The organism is Shimia sp. MMG029, assembly GCF_027947445.1.
GTDB lineage: Bacteria > Pseudomonadota > Alphaproteobacteria > Rhodobacterales > Rhodobacteraceae > Shimia.
Genome location: NZ_JAQJIM010000008.1, coordinates 93,315 through 110,143, shown reverse-complemented (window position 1 = coordinate 110,143; position 16,829 = coordinate 93,315). Strand labels below are relative to the sequence as shown.

17 protein-coding genes are annotated in these 16,829 nt (G+C 57.6%); 7 read left to right on the top strand and 10 right to left on the bottom strand.

Going from position 1 to position 16,829, the window contains the following annotated elements; genetic code table 11:
* Positions 1-245: 245 nt before the first annotated feature.
* The 3 genes from PJL69_RS17080 to ettA all read left to right on the top strand — a co-directional run bounded on the left by PJL69_RS17080 (position 246) and on the right by ettA (position 5,545).
* On the top strand, positions 246-2,198 hold the full coding sequence (locus tag PJL69_RS17080) for an ATP-binding protein (protein WP_271310744.1): 1,953 nt from the start codon (positions 246-248) through the stop codon (positions 2,196-2,198).
* Positions 2,199-2,424: 226 nt separating this feature from the next.
* A complete protein-coding gene (locus PJL69_RS17075; RefSeq protein WP_271310743.1) occupies positions 2,425-3,804 on the top strand; it encodes a KAP family P-loop NTPase fold protein in 1,380 nt (459 codons plus the stop codon).
* Positions 3,805-3,877: 73 nt separating this feature from the next.
* Positions 3,878-5,545: an energy-dependent translational throttle protein EttA gene (ettA, locus tag PJL69_RS17070; RefSeq protein WP_271310742.1), complete on the top strand. Its 1,668-nt coding sequence runs from the start codon at positions 3,878-3,880 to the stop codon at positions 5,543-5,545.
* A 58-nt stretch (positions 5,546-5,603) separates the two neighbouring features.
* Here ettA and PJL69_RS17065 read toward each other — a convergent pair whose 3' ends face one another.
* Positions 5,604-6,161 (bottom strand): REP-associated tyrosine transposase, encoded by a 558-nt coding sequence (locus PJL69_RS17065; protein ID WP_271310741.1) that lies wholly within the window; start codon positions 6,159-6,161, stop codon positions 5,604-5,606.
* 192 nt (positions 6,162-6,353) lie between these two features.
* Between PJL69_RS17065 and PJL69_RS17060 the strand changes: the two genes are divergently transcribed.
* Complete coding sequence (locus PJL69_RS17060; RefSeq protein ID WP_271310740.1) at positions 6,354-6,752, top strand: hypothetical protein; 399 nt, start codon at positions 6,354-6,356, stop codon at positions 6,750-6,752.
* A gap of 123 nt (positions 6,753-6,875) precedes the next feature.
* Positions 6,876-7,091: a hypothetical protein gene (locus PJL69_RS17055; RefSeq protein ID WP_271310739.1), complete on the top strand. Its 216-nt coding sequence runs from the start codon at positions 6,876-6,878 to the stop codon at positions 7,089-7,091.
* Between the two features lie 118 nt (positions 7,092-7,209).
* On the opposite strand, the gene PJL69_RS17050 is transcribed toward PJL69_RS17055, so the two are convergent.
* Both PJL69_RS17050 and PJL69_RS17045 read right to left on the bottom strand, forming a co-directional pair.
* Positions 7,210-7,626: a BrnA antitoxin family protein gene (locus PJL69_RS17050; protein ID WP_271310738.1), complete on the bottom strand. Its 417-nt coding sequence runs from the start codon at positions 7,624-7,626 to the stop codon at positions 7,210-7,212.
* A gap of 86 nt (positions 7,627-7,712) precedes the next feature.
* Positions 7,713-8,120 (bottom strand): acyl-CoA thioesterase, encoded by a 408-nt coding sequence (locus PJL69_RS17045; RefSeq protein WP_209099335.1) that lies wholly within the window; start codon positions 8,118-8,120, stop codon positions 7,713-7,715.
* Positions 8,121-8,203: 83 nt separating this feature from the next.
* Between PJL69_RS17045 and PJL69_RS17040 the strand changes: the two genes are divergently transcribed.
* Positions 8,204-9,364, top strand: a complete 1,161-nt coding sequence (locus PJL69_RS17040) for an NAD(P)/FAD-dependent oxidoreductase (protein ID WP_271310737.1) — start codon at positions 8,204-8,206, stop codon at positions 9,362-9,364.
* Between the two features lie 51 nt (positions 9,365-9,415).
* Here PJL69_RS17040 and PJL69_RS17035 read toward each other — a convergent pair whose 3' ends face one another.
* From PJL69_RS17035 to PJL69_RS17015, 5 genes are read right to left on the bottom strand one after another with little or no spacing between them, the layout of a single operon-like run.
* A complete protein-coding gene (locus tag PJL69_RS17035; RefSeq protein WP_271310736.1) occupies positions 9,416-10,405 on the bottom strand; it encodes an ABC transporter substrate-binding protein in 990 nt (329 codons plus the stop codon).
* A 38-nt stretch (positions 10,406-10,443) separates the two neighbouring features.
* Positions 10,444-11,289 (bottom strand): ABC transporter permease, encoded by an 846-nt coding sequence (locus PJL69_RS17030; RefSeq protein ID WP_271310735.1) that lies wholly within the window; start codon positions 11,287-11,289, stop codon positions 10,444-10,446.
* Complete coding sequence (locus PJL69_RS17025) at positions 11,286-12,218, bottom strand: ABC transporter permease (RefSeq protein WP_271310734.1); 933 nt, start codon at positions 12,216-12,218, stop codon at positions 11,286-11,288. Before PJL69_RS17025 ends, PJL69_RS17030 begins: the two co-directional genes overlap by 4 nt.
* On the bottom strand, positions 12,215-12,646 hold the full coding sequence (locus PJL69_RS17020) for a GNAT family N-acetyltransferase (RefSeq protein WP_271310733.1): 432 nt from the start codon (positions 12,644-12,646) through the stop codon (positions 12,215-12,217). The genes PJL69_RS17025 and PJL69_RS17020 overlap by 4 nt, the downstream gene beginning before the upstream one ends.
* Complete coding sequence (locus PJL69_RS17015) at positions 12,639-13,436, bottom strand: ABC transporter ATP-binding protein (RefSeq protein ID WP_271310732.1); 798 nt, start codon at positions 13,434-13,436, stop codon at positions 12,639-12,641. Before PJL69_RS17015 ends, PJL69_RS17020 begins: the two co-directional genes overlap by 8 nt.
* Before the next feature lie 38 nt (positions 13,437-13,474).
* Between PJL69_RS17015 and PJL69_RS17010 the strand changes: the two genes are divergently transcribed.
* On the top strand, positions 13,475-13,891 hold the full coding sequence (locus PJL69_RS17010; protein WP_247738653.1) for a cupin domain-containing protein: 417 nt from the start codon (positions 13,475-13,477) through the stop codon (positions 13,889-13,891).
* A gap of 5 nt (positions 13,892-13,896) precedes the next feature.
* On the opposite strand, the gene hydA is transcribed toward PJL69_RS17010, so the two are convergent.
* On the bottom strand, positions 13,897-15,354 hold the full coding sequence (gene hydA, locus PJL69_RS17005; RefSeq protein WP_271310731.1) for a dihydropyrimidinase: 1,458 nt from the start codon (positions 15,352-15,354) through the stop codon (positions 13,897-13,899).
* Positions 15,355-15,460: 106 nt separating this feature from the next.
* Entirely contained in the window at positions 15,461-16,711 is a 1,251-nt protein-coding gene (locus PJL69_RS17000) for a Zn-dependent hydrolase (protein WP_271310730.1), read from the bottom strand.
* Positions 16,712-16,829 lie beyond the last annotated feature (118 nt).

Below are 16,829 nucleotides of genomic sequence, written 5' to 3'. Positions count from 1 at the left end.
GCAGCCAAAGCAGTGAGCAAAACGCCCGCAGGACCATGCGCGCCGGCGGCTAAATTAACACAAACTTTGACGTTATGCACTTAGGAAGGGGGAGCGAGACCAACAGTATCAAGCTGGGCTTTTCTTTTCGCCTCCCGCTCCACCGCCAGGCAGGCTCTTGGAGGGAGATTTGTTAATAGTTTCTCAAGTAAATTTACTGTATTTTATCGAAACTGAGCGCCCTACCGTTAAAAGGCCGTCGAGTTATGGATCACGCTGCTACCAATCTTGCGTTGGGCAAAAAAAACCAGTCCGGAAGCTGGAAAGATCTTTTGCTAGCATCCGGTATTCACAAAAAATCTCTGCCTTTTCTTTTGTTGGTCGCCCTCTCTCTGCTCATCAGCATTGTTGTTGGCACCGTGACCTATCAAAGTGGTCAGGACAATTTCAGACAACGCAAAGAAGAAGAAAAGGCGGCAATCTGGAAAGTCACCGCGGCGTTTTTTGAAAGCTATGCGAGCCACCTTGGCCCTGAAGGCACAATTGGTATGCCCTCACCACAGACTCTGCGCGCAGAGGCGCTGCATTTGTTTAGCGAATTGCAGTCAGAGGATGATGGGTCGGTCGCTGTTGCGGTGGGCCGCGCCGGTCGGGAGATCGGCGTTTCGCCTGACCCTCATGCCGAGGCGACAATGTCCATTTTGGCCGCCAATCCAGCCATCGAGACATGGTCAGAATACCAATGGAAAGATGGCGAACTCAATCTGCGCATCGTCAAACCCATCGTCGCCAATCAGCCCAATTGCGTCAGCTGCCATAACGCGCTTCAAACCCCTGAAGTAGAATGGAAAATGGGGGATCTGATGGGCGCATTTGTTGTCGATGCGCCCACAACCGCCGCCTTCTCCGCATTGCGCAAAGAGGCGTTTATGGTGAGCCTTGTCATCTTTATGGCCGTCGCCCTGATGGGCAGCTTGTTGCTAAAACTACAGATAAATCTTGTAAGCGCGCGCAAGGACGCCAGCCACCAGAGAGATCGCAAGGAAATGCTCCGCGACATGAAGGAGGTCGCGGAAACGGCAAACAACGCCAAGTCCGAATTTCTGGCAAACGTCAGCCACGAAATACGCACCCCGATGACCGGCGTCATCGGCATGTGCGACCTCTTGAGCGAAACCAACCTCACCGACGAACAGAAACAATATACGCAGACCATAACAACCTCTGCGAACGCACTGCTGTCCATCATCAACAGCGTTTTAGACTTCTCCAAGATGGAAGCCGGCAAATTCACCATCAAGAAACAGCAGTTCTGTTTGTATGACGTGGCGCATGATGTGATCTGCCTGCTCACCCCCATTGCGCAGCAAAAAAAACTCAACCTTTCGCTCATCTATGCAGAGGATGCCCCCAAAGACTTCATTGGCGACGAAGGGCGCCTCCGGCAGATTCTCATGAATTTGGTCGGGAACGCGATCAAATTTACGGACACCGGGGATGTGACCCTCAAAATTGACACCGATCTGGCCAGTCAACAACTGCACATCATCGTCAGCGACACCGGCATTGGCATCCCTGCTGACCGTATCGACACGATCTTCTCCGCTTTTGAGCAAGTCGACAACAAAGCGTCACGCTCCTTTGAAGGCACCGGCCTCGGCCTCGCCATCACGCAGCGCCTTGTGCAGTTGATGAAAGGGCAAATCCATGTGTCATCCCAGCTCGGGCAAGGCTCAAGTTTCACATTGAAACTGCCGCTGCCTGATCCCGCTCTTTTGAAAAAGATCAACGATCGCTCCAAATGCACGGTATCCAGCACCAGCGCGGTGGCAGAAGCATGCTTTGCGGGTCGAAAAGTGCTGATTGCAGAGGACAATCAGACCAACCAGATGATGCTGCAAAAAATGCTGCAGCACACCGAAGCGGATCTGACCTTTGTCAGCACAGGCAAAGCCGCGCTTCAGGCGGCACAGGACACCGCTTTTGACGTGATCCTGATGGATGTGTCGATGCCGGAAATGGACGGGCTGGAAGCGACGTCGCACATACGTGCCCATGAAACCCAGCACAACGCGCCCGCCTGTCCAATCATCGCGCTCACTGCAAATGTTCAGGACAGCGACAGAAACCTGTGCCTCAATGCCGGAATGTCGGATTTCATTGGCAAACCCCTACGCAAGCGGGATCTCATCGCCACCCTCAACCGGTGGCTTATGTAACCCGCCGCAGGATCAGTGAGTTTCTAAATACATAGACTTGGTGCAACTCTGCGTTTGCCGCGCCGCCACGGGCGCGCGAGGCCCGCCCAATAGCCGCTCGCTCTCACAGCATTTATGCGTGCAATGGTGTGGGCAAACGCTGTTGGAGTTTGCGTAAAGGCGGAAAACGCTGGACAACCGGCAGATCCAGACGCACGTATAAGGCGATTACCCCAAGGATTTTCCAATGGCGCGCCTCTACATTCCCGAACCAAAGATTGACCTCTACAAAGACGGCTTTGATAAGCACGATAAGCTTGGCCGCAAAGCCACCGGCGACAAACTCTCCGATCTTGTCGAGCGCATAGACGACCCGCTGGTCATCGCACTGGATGGCGCTTGGGGATCAGGCAAGTCGGTGTTTTTGAAATGCTGGGTCGGGGAGCATCTTAAGCGCGAGGGCAACACCACACAGACGGTCTATTTTGATGCGTTTCAGCATGATTATCTGGACGATCCGCTGATTGCATTGACCAGTGCGATATCCGAACGCATCGAACGTGACCCAGAAAGCAAATCGGCCAAAGCGTGGCGCATCGCCAAGAACGCCGCGCCCTTTCTAGGCAAAGCCGCGCTGCGGCTGGGCACCGCTGCATTTGTAGGCAAAGCAATCTCTTTGACCGGAGACGAAGATGGCGCTCTCAATGACATTGGCGACAAGCTCTCAGAGGAAGGCGGCGACATCGCCAAATCGCTGGATGAATTTTGGAAAAAAGAAGACGGCAAACGCGCCGCAATGGAAGCTTTCCGGAGCGCGCTTGTCCAGCTTACTGCCCCTGATGAGCAAGGGTCGCCAACTCAAAAGCTGGTCATCGTCATTGACGAATTAGACCGCTGTCGCCCCGACTACGCACTCTCGGTATTGGAAACAATCAAGCATTTCTTCAATGTGGATGGGGTCCACTTTGTGCTGGGGACCAACTTGAAGGAACTCGCGAATAGCGTCAAAGCGCGGCACGGCACTGAAAACAATGCCGAGAGATACCTCCAGAAATTCTATTCTATCCGCCTCCAACTTCCGAAATTGACCTCTGTTTCAGACGCAAACAGCGCGCCGCGATATTATGAGGAAGTCGTCAGTCAACTTGGGCAGGATCGGGATTGGATACACGACCGCATCGTTCTGCTCATCAGGAATATGCCCGCGGAGAGCATGCCCACTCCTAGAGACTTAGAACGCATCGCTACGCTTGCAAATTGTGTTTCAGTTAGCCCCATCTTAAAGCATGAACACCAATACATGGCCCTAGCAATACTAATTGTGCTTTCAATAATCGACCCAAAGCTCCGGGAAGCATCCCTTATGGGGCTGGCTGAAAAAAGGACAGTCCAGCGCTTATTTGGCTACGATAGCCGCGGTATGCGATCTTTGCCTTCGAAAGAGCCTGCTAGCTGGGTATTTTGGGTAATTGAGCTGTCGCAAGACCCGGATATTCAGATCACCGGCAACGCGCATAGCTACATGCAAAGTTTCGGCTTAGACAGCAACAACAGACACATGCGCCTCAAATTACTTCCTGAAATATATGAAAAGTGCCTCTCTGGCTTCTCACTCCCGGATTTCTAACCTCCATTGCCCCCGCCCGCGCCCTCCGCTATCACACGCTCTAACGTGATTTTGGCGAACGGAGTCGGCTCCCATGGCATCTTATCAATATGTCTACCACATGCAGGGTGTGTCCAAGACCTACCCCGGTGGTAAAAAATGTTTTGAAAACATCCACCTGTCCTTCCTTCCGGGCGTGAAAATCGGTGTGGTCGGCGTCAACGGCGCTGGTAAATCCACCCTGATGAAGATCATGGCTGGTCTCGACAAAGACTTCACCGGCGAAGCTTGGTCCGCCGAGGGCGCGCGTGTGGGCTATCTGCCACAGGAGCCGCAGCTGGATGAAAGCCTGACCGTGCGTGAAAACGTCATGCTGGGTGTGAAGGAAAAGAAAGACAAGGTGGATCGGTTCAACGCCATCGCCATCGAAATGGCGGAGAACTACACCGACGAGCTGATGGAGGAAATGACCGTCCTTCAGGACGCCATCGACAGCGAAAACCTCTGGGATCTGGACAGCCAGGTCGACATCTCCATGGAGGCCCTGCGCTGCCCACCCGATGATGCCAATATCGCCGACCTTTCCGGTGGTGAGAAACGCCGTGTCGCGCTCTGCAAACTGCTGCTCGAAGCGCCCGACATGCTGCTGCTTGACGAACCGACCAACCACTTGGACGCGGAAACCATCGCTTGGCTGCAGCAGCACCTGATCGACTACAAAGGCACCATCCTCTGCGTCACCCACGACCGCTACTTCCTGGATGACATCACCGGCTGGATCCTCGAGCTCGACCGCGGCCGCGGCATTCCTTATGAGGGCAACTACTCCGCGTGGCTGGAGCAGAAAGCCAAACGTCTGGAGCAGGAAGCCCGCGAAGACAAATCCAAGCAGAAAACGCTTGAGCGCGAGCTTGAGTGGATGCGTCAGGGTCAGAAAGCCCGTCAGGCCAAATCCAAAGCACGTATCGCCGCTTATAACGATCTGGCCAGCCAGTCTGAGCGCGAGAAAATCACCCGTGCGCAGATCGTCATTCCAAACGGACCGCGCCTTGGCTCCAAAGTGATCGAGGTCAACGGGCTGTCTAAGCACTTTGGCGACAAGCAGCTGATTGAAAACCTTGAATTCTCCCTGCCACCGGGCGGGATTGTCGGCGTGATCGGCCCCAACGGCGCCGGTAAATCCACGCTCTTCAAGATGCTCACCGGACAGGAACAGCCTGACGAAGGCACCGTGGAATACGGCGACACCGTGAAGCTGAGCTATGTGGATCAGTCCCGCGATGATCTGAACGACAAAGACACCGTCTGGGAAGCGATCTCCGGCGGGGCCGAGATCATCGAGCTGGGGGACGCGCAGGTCAACTCCCGCGCCTATTGCTCCTCGTTCAACTTCAAAGGCGGCGATCAGCAGAAACCGCTGAACCTGCTGTCCGGTGGTGAGCGCAACCGTGTGCATATGGCGCGTCTGCTCAAAGAAGGCGGCAACGTGCTGCTGCTCGACGAACCCACCAACGACCTGGACGTGGAAACCCTCCGCGCGCTCGAAGACGCACTGGTGGATTTTGCCGGCTGTGCCGTGGTCATCTCCCACGACCGCTTCTTCCTCGACCGCATCTGTACCCACATCCTCGCCTTTGAAGGCGACGCCCATGTGGAATGGTTCGAAGGCAACTTTGAAGACTACGAAGAAGACAAGAAACGCCGCCTCGGTCCAGATGCTCTGGAACCCAAGCGCCTGAAGCACAAGAAATTCACGCGCTAACACGCCTTCGCGTTTCTTTCAAAATCAGAACACCCGCGCCCCGCGCGGGTGTTTTGATTCACCCCGTAGCGTGCGCAGTCTCTGCGCACCACCTCCCAACGCCAGACACAACAAAGGTGCGCGGCAACCGCGCACCCTGCGCCCATCTCCCTGCGGCAATCTCCCCATGCACGGAGGAAAACGGCCAATCCTTCGCCCGCGCGACAAACCCATGTTTCACCGGGTTCATATGACAATAGCGCACCGCAGCAGCATAATCTCTCTGATCCCGTACATGATGTTCCCAGAACCGCCGCTGCCACACCCCGCGCTCCCGGCGCGCAATATGGCTTGGCCGAAGCCTGCCTTTTGGAACATGTCTTGAAAATCGCGCTTTGATCAGTCGCCACCGTGTTGCGTAGTCGCTGTCCCCCGGCGGCAAAGTCCAAACCGCATGCATGTGGTCGGGCAGAACCACCCAGGCATCAATGTAAAACAATCGCTCCGACAGCGTGCGCCGCACCGCATCACGCAAAGTCTCAACATGGTGCACCAACAGATCGCCATCACGTTGGGCGATATTCACGGTAAAGAAAATCGTCGCGCCCGGAAACTTGGGCCGCACATAACAAGACATCCATTAAGTCTGCCCAATCTTGGTTAACCAAACCCTACCCCCAAATATCTCCCGTAGGGTGCGCACTCGCTGCGCACCACCCGCCCCACAAAAACACACCCCATCACACCCCCGCCAGCCGTCTGTAACATCCCTTTCCATCCCCACCACGCACTCCCATTCTCTGAGCACCACCACTCACGGGAACCCACCATGCGCCACCTAGTCCCAGCCCTCGCCGCGGCCCTCCTTATGGCTGTCTTCATTGCCTTTGATCTGGCCCGCCCACTCGGCGCGCATCCGTGGTGGAGCCAGAAGACCCTCCTCATCGGCACACCGATTGGCCTGATCCTCGCCTCCATCGCGCGGCTCAAACTCAGCACCTTTGCACAGATCACAGCCTTCGGAGCTGCCACCCTACTGGCCTTTGCAGCGGCCAGATACGGCCAACTCCAGTTCGCCGCCTCCTACGCTGAAGACCAACTCGCGGGGCAGGCTTGGTATTTTGGATGGATTTTCACAGCAATTTCAGGGGCGGCATTTCTCACTGCAATCTTTGATTGTTTTGCGCTATCATACGACTCAAGAAACGCACCTACGAAAACGGGATAAGTTACTAAAACCTAAATAAGTTCTCGCAAAATTTACCCAACTTATACAGTTCTTCGCTTGCTTCGACATAATTTTGCCTTATTCTCGAAGCCCAATAGAAACACCCGAAGATTCAGGCACATCATGGCATTCGCACTCTTCATACCAGGTAGCATTGTGGGACTTGTTGCATCCCTCATAGTTCTGCTTGTGCTACAGTCTACACTCTGGATCGCTGCCGCAGCCTACTTCGCCTTCGGCTTTGGCGTACCTGTGGCCGTGCTTGTCACATCTTATCTCACCTGTAGCAGTCGCAAAGCAGCCTCTGCACAGGACAGCACGGAATTTCACAGCGCCTGACCTCACAGCGACTAACACGGCCTGATCCAGTCAAACACATTGCACGCGTATTACTCAGGCATTGAAACGCGCGCGAATTCCGCACCGCGCGCCATGCAGGCTGCGATGACAGCCTCTCTCACAAAATGCCATGCCCCCTTGCCGCGCCGTCCGCTGCGCCGGTGTCATCCGCCTCCGTGCCTTCGTGGCCCGATGGCTTTGTCAAGGCAGCCTCCACGCGCAGCTCTTCGGCGATCTTCATCTGCGCCCAAGTCGCCAGCAAACGGTTGATACGCCCCTGATAGCCTTTGCCCATCGCGCGATAAAACCGCGCCACGGACTGATCAAGATACAGCGTCACCTTCTCTTTGCGCTCCTGAACATCACAATCCTGCTCAAGCCGGTGCCAGGCCTCCGGCACCGCTTCGCGCAGCGCATCACTCACCCAGGTTTCGGTGGTCAACAACAACAGGTTGCGCCCCAACGCCTCCCGTGCGCGCTGCTGCGCCTTGGAGCCTCTCGAGGACTTGGATATCTTGCGGGTGTCTGTCGACATGGCGCCTCCTTTGAGACTGACAACAGCAACAAAAGGTTACGCTTTCCAAAGTTGACCGCACGCTATCTTTGCCCCGCAACACGGCCTCAGGCTTGTGGCCAGGGCGCATCCTCTGCCGGCACCGGGCGCGGATTGCCTTCCTCATCAATCGCCACATAGGTGAACACCGCCTCGGTCACCTTTTCAGAAATCCCACGCCGATGGCGCACCGCCCAGGCTTCGATCTTGATCGCCATAGAGCTGCGCCCAACACGTTCCACCCAGGCCCAGACACAAAGGATATTGCCCACGCGCACCGGCCGAATGAACTTCATCGCATCCACCGCCACTGTGGTCACCCGCCCCTTGGCCCGTTGCGCCGCCACAATGCCGCTCGCCATATCCATCTGGCTCAACACCCAGCCGCCAAAGATGTCTCCGTTGATGTTCACATCAGAGGGCATCGCCGCCACCCGCAGTGTCGCTTCGCCCTCGGGCTGTTTCTCTTCGGTCATGCCGCATCCTTTCCTTGGGTGACCCATCCTATCCGTATGGCCTTACCTGGAAAAGCTGATAGAAGCGCGGCGAAGGATACACCATGGCAGAATTTGACATCATCGTCGTGGGCGCAGGCCCCGCAGGCAGCGCCGCCGCCACATGGGCCGCCAAAAACGGCGCCCGTGTGGCTTTGATCGACAAAGCCAGCTTTCCACGCAGCAAACTGTGTGGCGGCCTGTTTACCGAACGCAGCCGCCGCTACTTTCGCGAGATTTTCGGCGCTGACATCGACCTCTCCCAAGCTGTCACACGCACCTCCTGCGCCCTCTGGTATCAGGGCGAAGAGCTGGCGACCCTGCAGGATGTGCCGCCCCTGCATCTCACCATGCGTCTGGACATTGACGCACAGATGTTTGCCCATGCCTGCGCCGCAGGCGTCGCCGATTTCACAGGCCACACCATAACTGAGATGACAGACACCTCGGTCACCTTCCGCAATGGCGACACCCTCACATGTCGCGTGCTGATTGGGGCCGATGGGGTCAGCTCGATTGTCGCCCGCCACCTCTTTGGCAAGGCTTTTGACACCAAAACCATCGGCTTTGGTCTTGAAATCGAAGCCCCGCTGGCGCTGCAAAATCCCGAAGCGCAGCCCCTGCGCATTGATTTTGCCGCCGCCCGGTGGGGCTATGGCTGGTCCTTTCCAAAACAAGGCTCCACCACCGTGGGTGTCGGGGGCATTCGTGCAGAGAACCCAGATATGAAGGCGCATATGGCCGCCTATCTGCGCACACTGGGCCTGCCTGAGGATGTGGCCAAGTTCAAAGGCCACCACCTGCCGTTTGGCGATTTCCGCAAGGTGCCCGGCCGCGCCTCTGTGCTGCTCGCAGGGGACGCCGCTGGCATGGTGGATCCGATCACCGGCGAAGGCATCGCCTTTGCCATGAAAAGCGGCCAGCTCGCCGCACAAGCCGCCTGTGAAGCGCTCCGTGAGGAGGCACCAGCCAGCGCCCTCCCCCGCTACCAAAACGCGCTCAAAGAGATGCACCGCAACCTGCGCATCGCCCGCAACCTACGCCGCGCCCTCTTTGGCCCGCGCTGGCAAAAGCCGCTGATGGCCAGCTTCAAACGCTCCGGCACGGTGCGCATGATGTATATGCAACTGCTCGCCGGTCAGGTGGAATATCCCGCGCTCACCCGTCGAATTATCACACGCTTGCCGACTTATCTCTTCCGGGCGCTCACATCACCGCAGAAATAAAAAAGGCCGGGACGCCCCCGGCCTTTCGTCATCTCAACTGAAGACGATCAATCACTTCAGCGCTTTGTCGGTGATAGCGTGGGTCCATGCGCCTTCAGGTGCCGCAGTGATCACCGGATCAGAGCCGCCAGACATCAGGCTTGCCACCGTGCGCTCATAGTCCGCCGGATCAAGCGCGCCATTGGAGCCAGCGGTCAGCTTGGCAATTTCCCCCATCATGCGTACCTGATGCTCTTCGGTCTGCGCCCCGGTTTCATCATACTCCAGCACGATCATCGCCGCATCCGCCGGGTTCTCCTCAGCCCACTTCCAGCCTTTCATCGAGGCACGTACAAAGCGCACCATCTTGTCCTCAAAGGCCGGATCGGCAAGGTTCTCTTCCAGCGCATAAAGCCCGTCTTCCAGCGTCGCCACACCCTGATCTTCGTATTTGAATGTGGTCAGGTCATCCGGGGTCAGCCCCGCATCAATCACCTGCCAGTATTCGTTGTAGGTCATGGTCGAGACACAAGCCGCCTGACCGTTTAGGATCGGATCCACGTTGAAACCCTGCTTCAGCACCTCAACACCGGCGTCCCCGCCATCGGTGCCCAGCTCCAGCTGCGACATCCAACTCAGGAAAGGAAACTCATTGCCAAAGAACCAAACGCCCAGCGTCTTGCCGGCAAAATCATCGGTGGTCGCCACACCCGCATCCTTGCGGCAGGTCAGCATCATGCCCGACGATTTGAACGGCTGCGCGATGTTCACCATCGGCAAGCCCTTTTCACGCGCCGCCAGCGCCGCTGGCATCCACTCAACGGTCACGTCAGCGCCGCCACCGGCCAGCACCTGTGTCGGCGCAATGTCCGGGCCACCCGGCTTGATGGTCACATTCAGGTCTTCATCCGAGTAAAAACCGTTCTCCAGCGCCACGTAGTAGCCCGCGAACTGTGATTGGGTCACCCACTTCAGCTGAAGCGTCACATCATCTGCGGCCCAGGCGGCGGAGCCCAAAAGGGAAAGCGCCGCGGCCGTTAAAGAAGTCGTCGAGAGTTTCATGAAAGTTTCTCCTTGTTGAATATTATTTGGGTTGTTGTTCAACCTCTTTGTGATGGGTGCCAGAAGGTCACCCGCTTTTCGATCCAGGCAACAACCCCGTAAAAGGCGCTGCCCACAAGCGCTGAGACAAAAATCTCAGCCCAGACCAAATCTATCGACAGGCTGCCAACGCCGGTTGAGATGCGAAATCCCATGCCCCGCGTGGGCGACCCAAAATATTCAGCGACAATAGCGCCTATCAAAGCAAGGGTTGTGGCAATCTTCAACCCGTTGAAAATGAAAGGCAGCGCCGCCGGAATGCGCAGTTTCAGCAGCGTCTGAAAATAGCCCGCCGCATAGGTGCGCATCAGATCCCGCTGCATCGCATCCGTGGCGCGCAGCCCCTGCACGGTGTTCACCAGAATGGGAAAGAACACCATCACCACCACCACGGCGGCTTTGGAATGCCAGTCAAACCCAAACCAGTTCACCAAAATTGGCGCGACACCAACAATCGGCAGCGCGGCGACAAAATTGCCAATCGGCAGCAACCCGCGGGTCAGAAACGCACTGCGGTCTATCAGCAACGCCGCAACAAAGGCCGCCGCCGCCCCCATCAGAAAGCCACGCAACGCGCCTTTCAGCACCGTTTGCACAAAATCCACCCACAATATGTCGGTAGATTGTGCAAACACCACCATCACCTGACTGGGCGGTGGCAAGATCACCTGACTGACACCAAAGCCACGCACAAGGCACTCCCACAGCACCAGAATGGTGATCCCAAACAGCACCGGCACCGCGATGCGCACCGCCGTCTGCTCCGCATAGGCCGAGTTTGCCAGCCATACATTGGTGCGCCAGGCTGCCGCCCAAAACACCAGCATTGCAACAATCCAGATCATCCGTGGAACCCCATCTTGCGCAGTGTCACCCGCTGAGTGATGTCAATCAGTGTCACCAGAACACCGGCGAGAATGGCCGCGCAGATCAGCGCCGACCAGATCGCCAGCGGCGTGCCAAACTGATCCCCGATCAGGATCCGCGCGCCCAACCCACTGATCGCGCCTGTGGGCAACTCCCCCACAATCGTGCCCACCAGCGCTGCGGCAATACCCACCTTCAGCGCGGTGAAAAGATAGGGCACGCTTGCCGGCAAACGCAGTTTAAGAAAACTTTGCAACCCACTGGTGTTATAGGTTTTTAAGAGATCCAACTGCTCCCCCGTCGGGGAGCGCAAGCCCTTCACCATCGACACCAGCACCGGGAAGAAACACAGATAGGCAGAGATGATCGCCTTTGGCACGCCGCGCCCCTCAATGCCCACCTGATTGGACACCACGATGATCATCGGGGCCAAGGCCACAATGGGCACAGTCTGGCTAATAATCGCCCAGGGCATCACACTCATGTCAAACACACGGCTATAAACAATCGCCACCGCGCCCAGAATGCCCACCGTGGTGCCCAGCACAAAGCCCCAGAGCGTGGACTGCAACGTCACCCAGGCGTGATAGATCAGCGAGCGTTTGGACCAGGCCCGCCCCTTGGCCACCATAGCGCCAGTTGTCTTCCACAGCTCCTCCCCCACCTGCGCCGGTGTCGGCAACCGCGGCCGCTTCAGATCATAGCCCGCAGCCACCAGCGACGGGTTGTCGAGCATCAGCTTGAAGACGGAAACATCGCGGCGCTGCACTGAGCCTTCCGGCACCACAACTGCACCGCCCCGTTCGGCAATATCCAGCGCGGGGCGCACGTTCATCGGCGCCACCGCCAACCACCAGATGCCCACAATTGCGGCCAGAACGGTCAAGATCGGGAGTAGGTTTCTCATCGCCGCCACTCCATACGCACTTCGCGCACTGTTTCAGGCGGCTCCGCATCATGGCGGCTCACTTCGACAAACCCTTCGCGTTTGTAGAACTTTTGCGCTTTCAGGTTTGGCTCATGGGTGGTGAGCCAGAGGACATCACGCCCCTCTTTCACCTTGTCCATCAGCGCTTTGCCCAGCCCCTGCCCGCTCTTGCGGCAATAAAGCCCGCCCACGCGCGTCGCTTTGGGATCATAGGAGAGATAGCCCTCAATTGGGTCTCCGGCGACCCACATCTCCCGCTCCGGCATGGCCTCACGGATAAACCCGGAAATCTCCTCCGGCCCATAGGCAGAGTCCATCCACTCCGTCGCGGCCTCCCAGTCACAGACGATCTGCGCCATGGCCTCGACATCCTCAGGCGTCGCCCGTCTGATCTGCAGCTCAGTCATTTTCATGCCCCGCCCGCAGTCCATCGCGCACGCGATGGGAAATCTCGATGAATTCGGGGCTGTCGCGAATGTCGAGCGGCCGCTCTTTGGGCAACGTGCTCTCAATCACATCATGAATGCGCCCCGGACGCGGGCTCATCACCACAATCTTGGTCGAGAGATAGACCGCTTCGGGAATGGAGTGCGTCACAAAACCAATGGTCTTGTTGGTGCGCGCCCATAGCTCCAGCAGCTGCTCATTCAGGTGATCGCGCACGATCTCATCGAGCGCGCCAAACGGCTCATCCATCAAGAGAATATCGGCATGAAACGCCAGCGCGCGCGCAATGGAGGCCCGCTGCTGCATCCCGCCAGACAGCTGCCAGGGGAACTTTTTCTCAAACCCCTCCAGATGCACCAGCTCCAGCACCTCTTTCACAGATTTGTCCTGCTCGGCCTTGTCCACACCCATGATCTCCAGCGGCAAGCGAATGTTGCCGCCAATCGTGCGCCACGGATACAGGCCCGCATGCTGGAACACATAGCCATAAGCCCGCGCCCTGCGCGCCTCCTCCGGGCTCACCCCATTGACGGTGATCTCCCCCGCCGTGGGCTGTTCAAGGTCGGCCATACAGCGCAGAAACGTGGTCTTCCCACAGCCCGAAGGCCCGATGAAGGAGACAAAATCCCCCTTCTTGATATCAAGGTTCACATCCTTAAGCGCATGCACCGGACCATCGTTGGTCTCAAAGGTCAGGCTCAGGTTCTTGGCGCTGATCACGGTTGACACACCGTTCTCCCCATCTGTCATAGTCATATCATTATTGCCTTTTTCGGGAGCACGCCCCCATGACATCTTCTTCTATGCCCACCAAATGCCAAAAGCTGCGCCCCGGCGGCACTTATGCCGGCAAACAGGGGTTCAGCTATTTTGAGGGCATTGCCCGCGAAACCACCGGTGCTCAGGGCATCTGCATGCACATCCTGCGCATCCCGCCCGGCGGTCGCGCCAAAGCCCATCTGCATGAAAGCCATGAAACGGCGATCTATGTGATGGAAGGCTCCGCCGCGATGTATTGGGGCGAAAAGCTTGAGCACTATATGGAAACCGATCCGGGCGATCTGGTCTATATCCCTGCGGGCGTGCCCCACCTGCCGATCAACACCGGCACGGTGGAGGCTGTCGCGATCATCGCGCGCACCGACCCGCACGAACAGGAAAGCGTGCGCCTCCTGCCCGAGCTTGAGGATCTGGTGCCCGCCTAAGCGCATCACACACCCGTCGCCGGAATGCCTGTGCGCTCCACAGGGCGCGGCGCGCTCAGCTCTTTCCAGGTAGACAGCGCCTTGTTCACCGTGGTGTTGGCTTCGCGCTCCACAAACTTGCCATGGCCTTCCTGCGTCCGGATCTCCCCGTCATGCACCGCCACATGGCCCCGTGTCAGGGTAAAGCGTGGCAGACCTTTGACCTCTTGCCCTTCAAAGACGTTGTAGTCGATGGCGCTCTGCTGGCTGCCTGCGGAAATCGTCTTGGTCTTGGCCGGATCCCAGACCACCAAGTCCGCATCCGCCCCCACCAGAACCGCGCCTTTCTTGGGGTAACAGTTCAGGATTTTCGCAATATTGGTGGAGGTCACCGCGACAAACTCATTGGGTGTCAGCCGCCCGGTCTCCACACCATGTGTCCAGAGCATCGGCATCCGGTCCTCAAGCCCGCCAGTGCCATTGGGGATCTTGGAGAAATCGCCAACACCATAGCGTTTCTGCTCGGTGGTGAAGGCGCAGTGATCAGTCGCCACCACACTCAGGCTGCCCGATTGCAGACCGGCCCAGAGGCTGTCCTGATGTTTCTTGTTGCGAAACGGTGGCGACATCACCCGGCGTGCGGCATGGTCCCAATCCGGGTTGAAATACTCGCTCTCATCCAATGTAAGGTGCTGAATCAGCGGCTCGCCCCAAACGCGTTTGCCCTGCATCCGCGCGCGCCGGATCGCCTCATGCGCCTCTTCACAGGATGTGTGCACCACATAGAGCGGCACACCGGCCATATCGGCAATCATGATCGCACGGTTGGTGGCTTCGCCTTCCACCTGCGTGGGCCGCGAATAGGCATGACCTTCCGGCCCCACATTGCCTTCGGCCAGCAGCTTGGCGGTCATCTCCGCCACCACATCGCCGTTTTCGGCGTGCACCATGGCAATCCCGCCCAGCTCTGAGAGGCGATTGAACGAGGCAAACAGCTCATCGTCATTCACCATCAACGCGCCTTTATAGGCGAGGAAGTGTTTAAACGTGTTGATGCCGCGTTGCTCGATCACGGTCTTCATATCGTTGAAAACCTGCTCGCCCCACCAGGTCACCGCCATGTGGAAAGAGTAGTCACAGTTGGCGCGGGTGGATTTGTTGTCCCAACGCTTGATCGCATCCAACAGGCTCTCGCCCTGATTAGGCAGACAGAAATCCACCACCATGGTGGTGCCGCCCGCCAACCCGGCGCGCGTGCCGCTCTCAAAATCATCGCTGGAATAGGTGCCCATAAACGGCATTTCCAAATGCACATGCGGGTCAATCCCGCCCGGCATCACGTAGCAGCCGGTCGCATCCAGCTCTTCGTCGCCTTTGAGGCCCTTGCCAATCTCGATGATTTGACCGTTCTCAATCAGCACATCCGCCTCATAAGACAGATCTGCCGTCACAACGGTGCCGTTTTTGATGACTTTCGTCGCCATATCTTCACTCCCTGAATATGCTGCGCCATTGGCGCTATGTCTGCGCCCCGCTTTCTCTTTCTGGAAAGTGTACCGGGGTCCGGGAGCCACGCTCCCGGTCGCTAAATTATTCGACGATCTCAGCCGTCTCGAGCACCGCATGCAAAAGCACATCAGTGCCTGCCGCCGCCCACTCTTTGGAAATCTCTTCCGCCTCATTGTGCGAAAGCCCGTCCACACAGGGGCACATGATCATCGCGGTCGGCGCCACTTGATTGATCCAGCAGGCATCATGGCCTGCACCTGAGATGATATTGGTGTGACTATAGCCCAGACGCTCCGCCGCATTGCGCACGGCCGTCACGCAGCCTTCATCAAATTTCACCGGATCAAATCCGCCCACCTTCTCAAAGGAAATCGTGAGGCCCATGTCGTCAGCGATCTTCTGGCCCTCAACCTTGAGGCGGGCTTCCATGTCCTCAATCACCGACAGCTCCGGGCTGCGGAAATCGACGGTAAAGACCACCTTGCCGGGGATCACATTGCGCGAATTCGGATAGACATCGATGTGGCCTGCCGCGCCCACCGCATGGGGCGCATGGGAATAGGCGATCTCATCCACCTTGTCCAAAATCCGCGCCATGCCAAGACCCGCATTCTTGCGCATTGGCATCGGGGTCGATCCGGTGTGGGCATCCTTGCCCTCAATCGTGACCTGCGTCCAGCTCAGGCCCTGCCCATGGGTGACAACGCCAATGTCCTTGCCTTCTGCTTCCAGAATGGGCCCCTGCTCGATGTGCAGCTCAAACATCGCGTGCATCTTGCGCGCGCCCACGTCCTCATCGCCACGCCAGCCGATCCGCACTAGTTCATCGCCGAATGTCTTGCCTTCCGCATCTTCGCGCGCATAAGCCCAGTCCTGCGTGTGAACGCCCGCAAACACACCAGAGGACAACATCGCCGGGGCATACCGCGTGCCTTCCTCATTGGTCCAATTGGTCACAACAATCGGGTGTTTGGTTTTGATGCCCAGATCCTTGATGCTGCGCAGCACTTCCAGCCCCCCCAAGACCCCAAGCACCCCGTCATACTTCCCGCCCGTCGGCTGGGTGTCCAAATGGCTGCCCATATACACTGGCAAGGCGTCAGGATCCGTTCCAGGATAGGTGGCAAACATATTGCCCATGGTATCGAGCCCCATGGTGCAGCCCACTTCTTCACACCATGTCTGAAACAGCGCGCGCCCCTCAGCGTCCTCATCGGTCAGCGTCTGGCGGTTGTTGCCGCCTGCCACACCGGGGCCGATTTTGGCCATCTCCATCAGACTGTCCCACAATCGGTCGCCATTCACCTTCAGATTTTCTCCGGGTGCACCCATGACTTCACTCCCTAGTTTGGCCTGGATTCCTGACTTTTTAAGTCGGTTCCTCGCTGGCGGGGCTCTTGCTTTCACGGTCATCCTGACCGTATGGTCAATTTCAGAGCAACACAGCCTG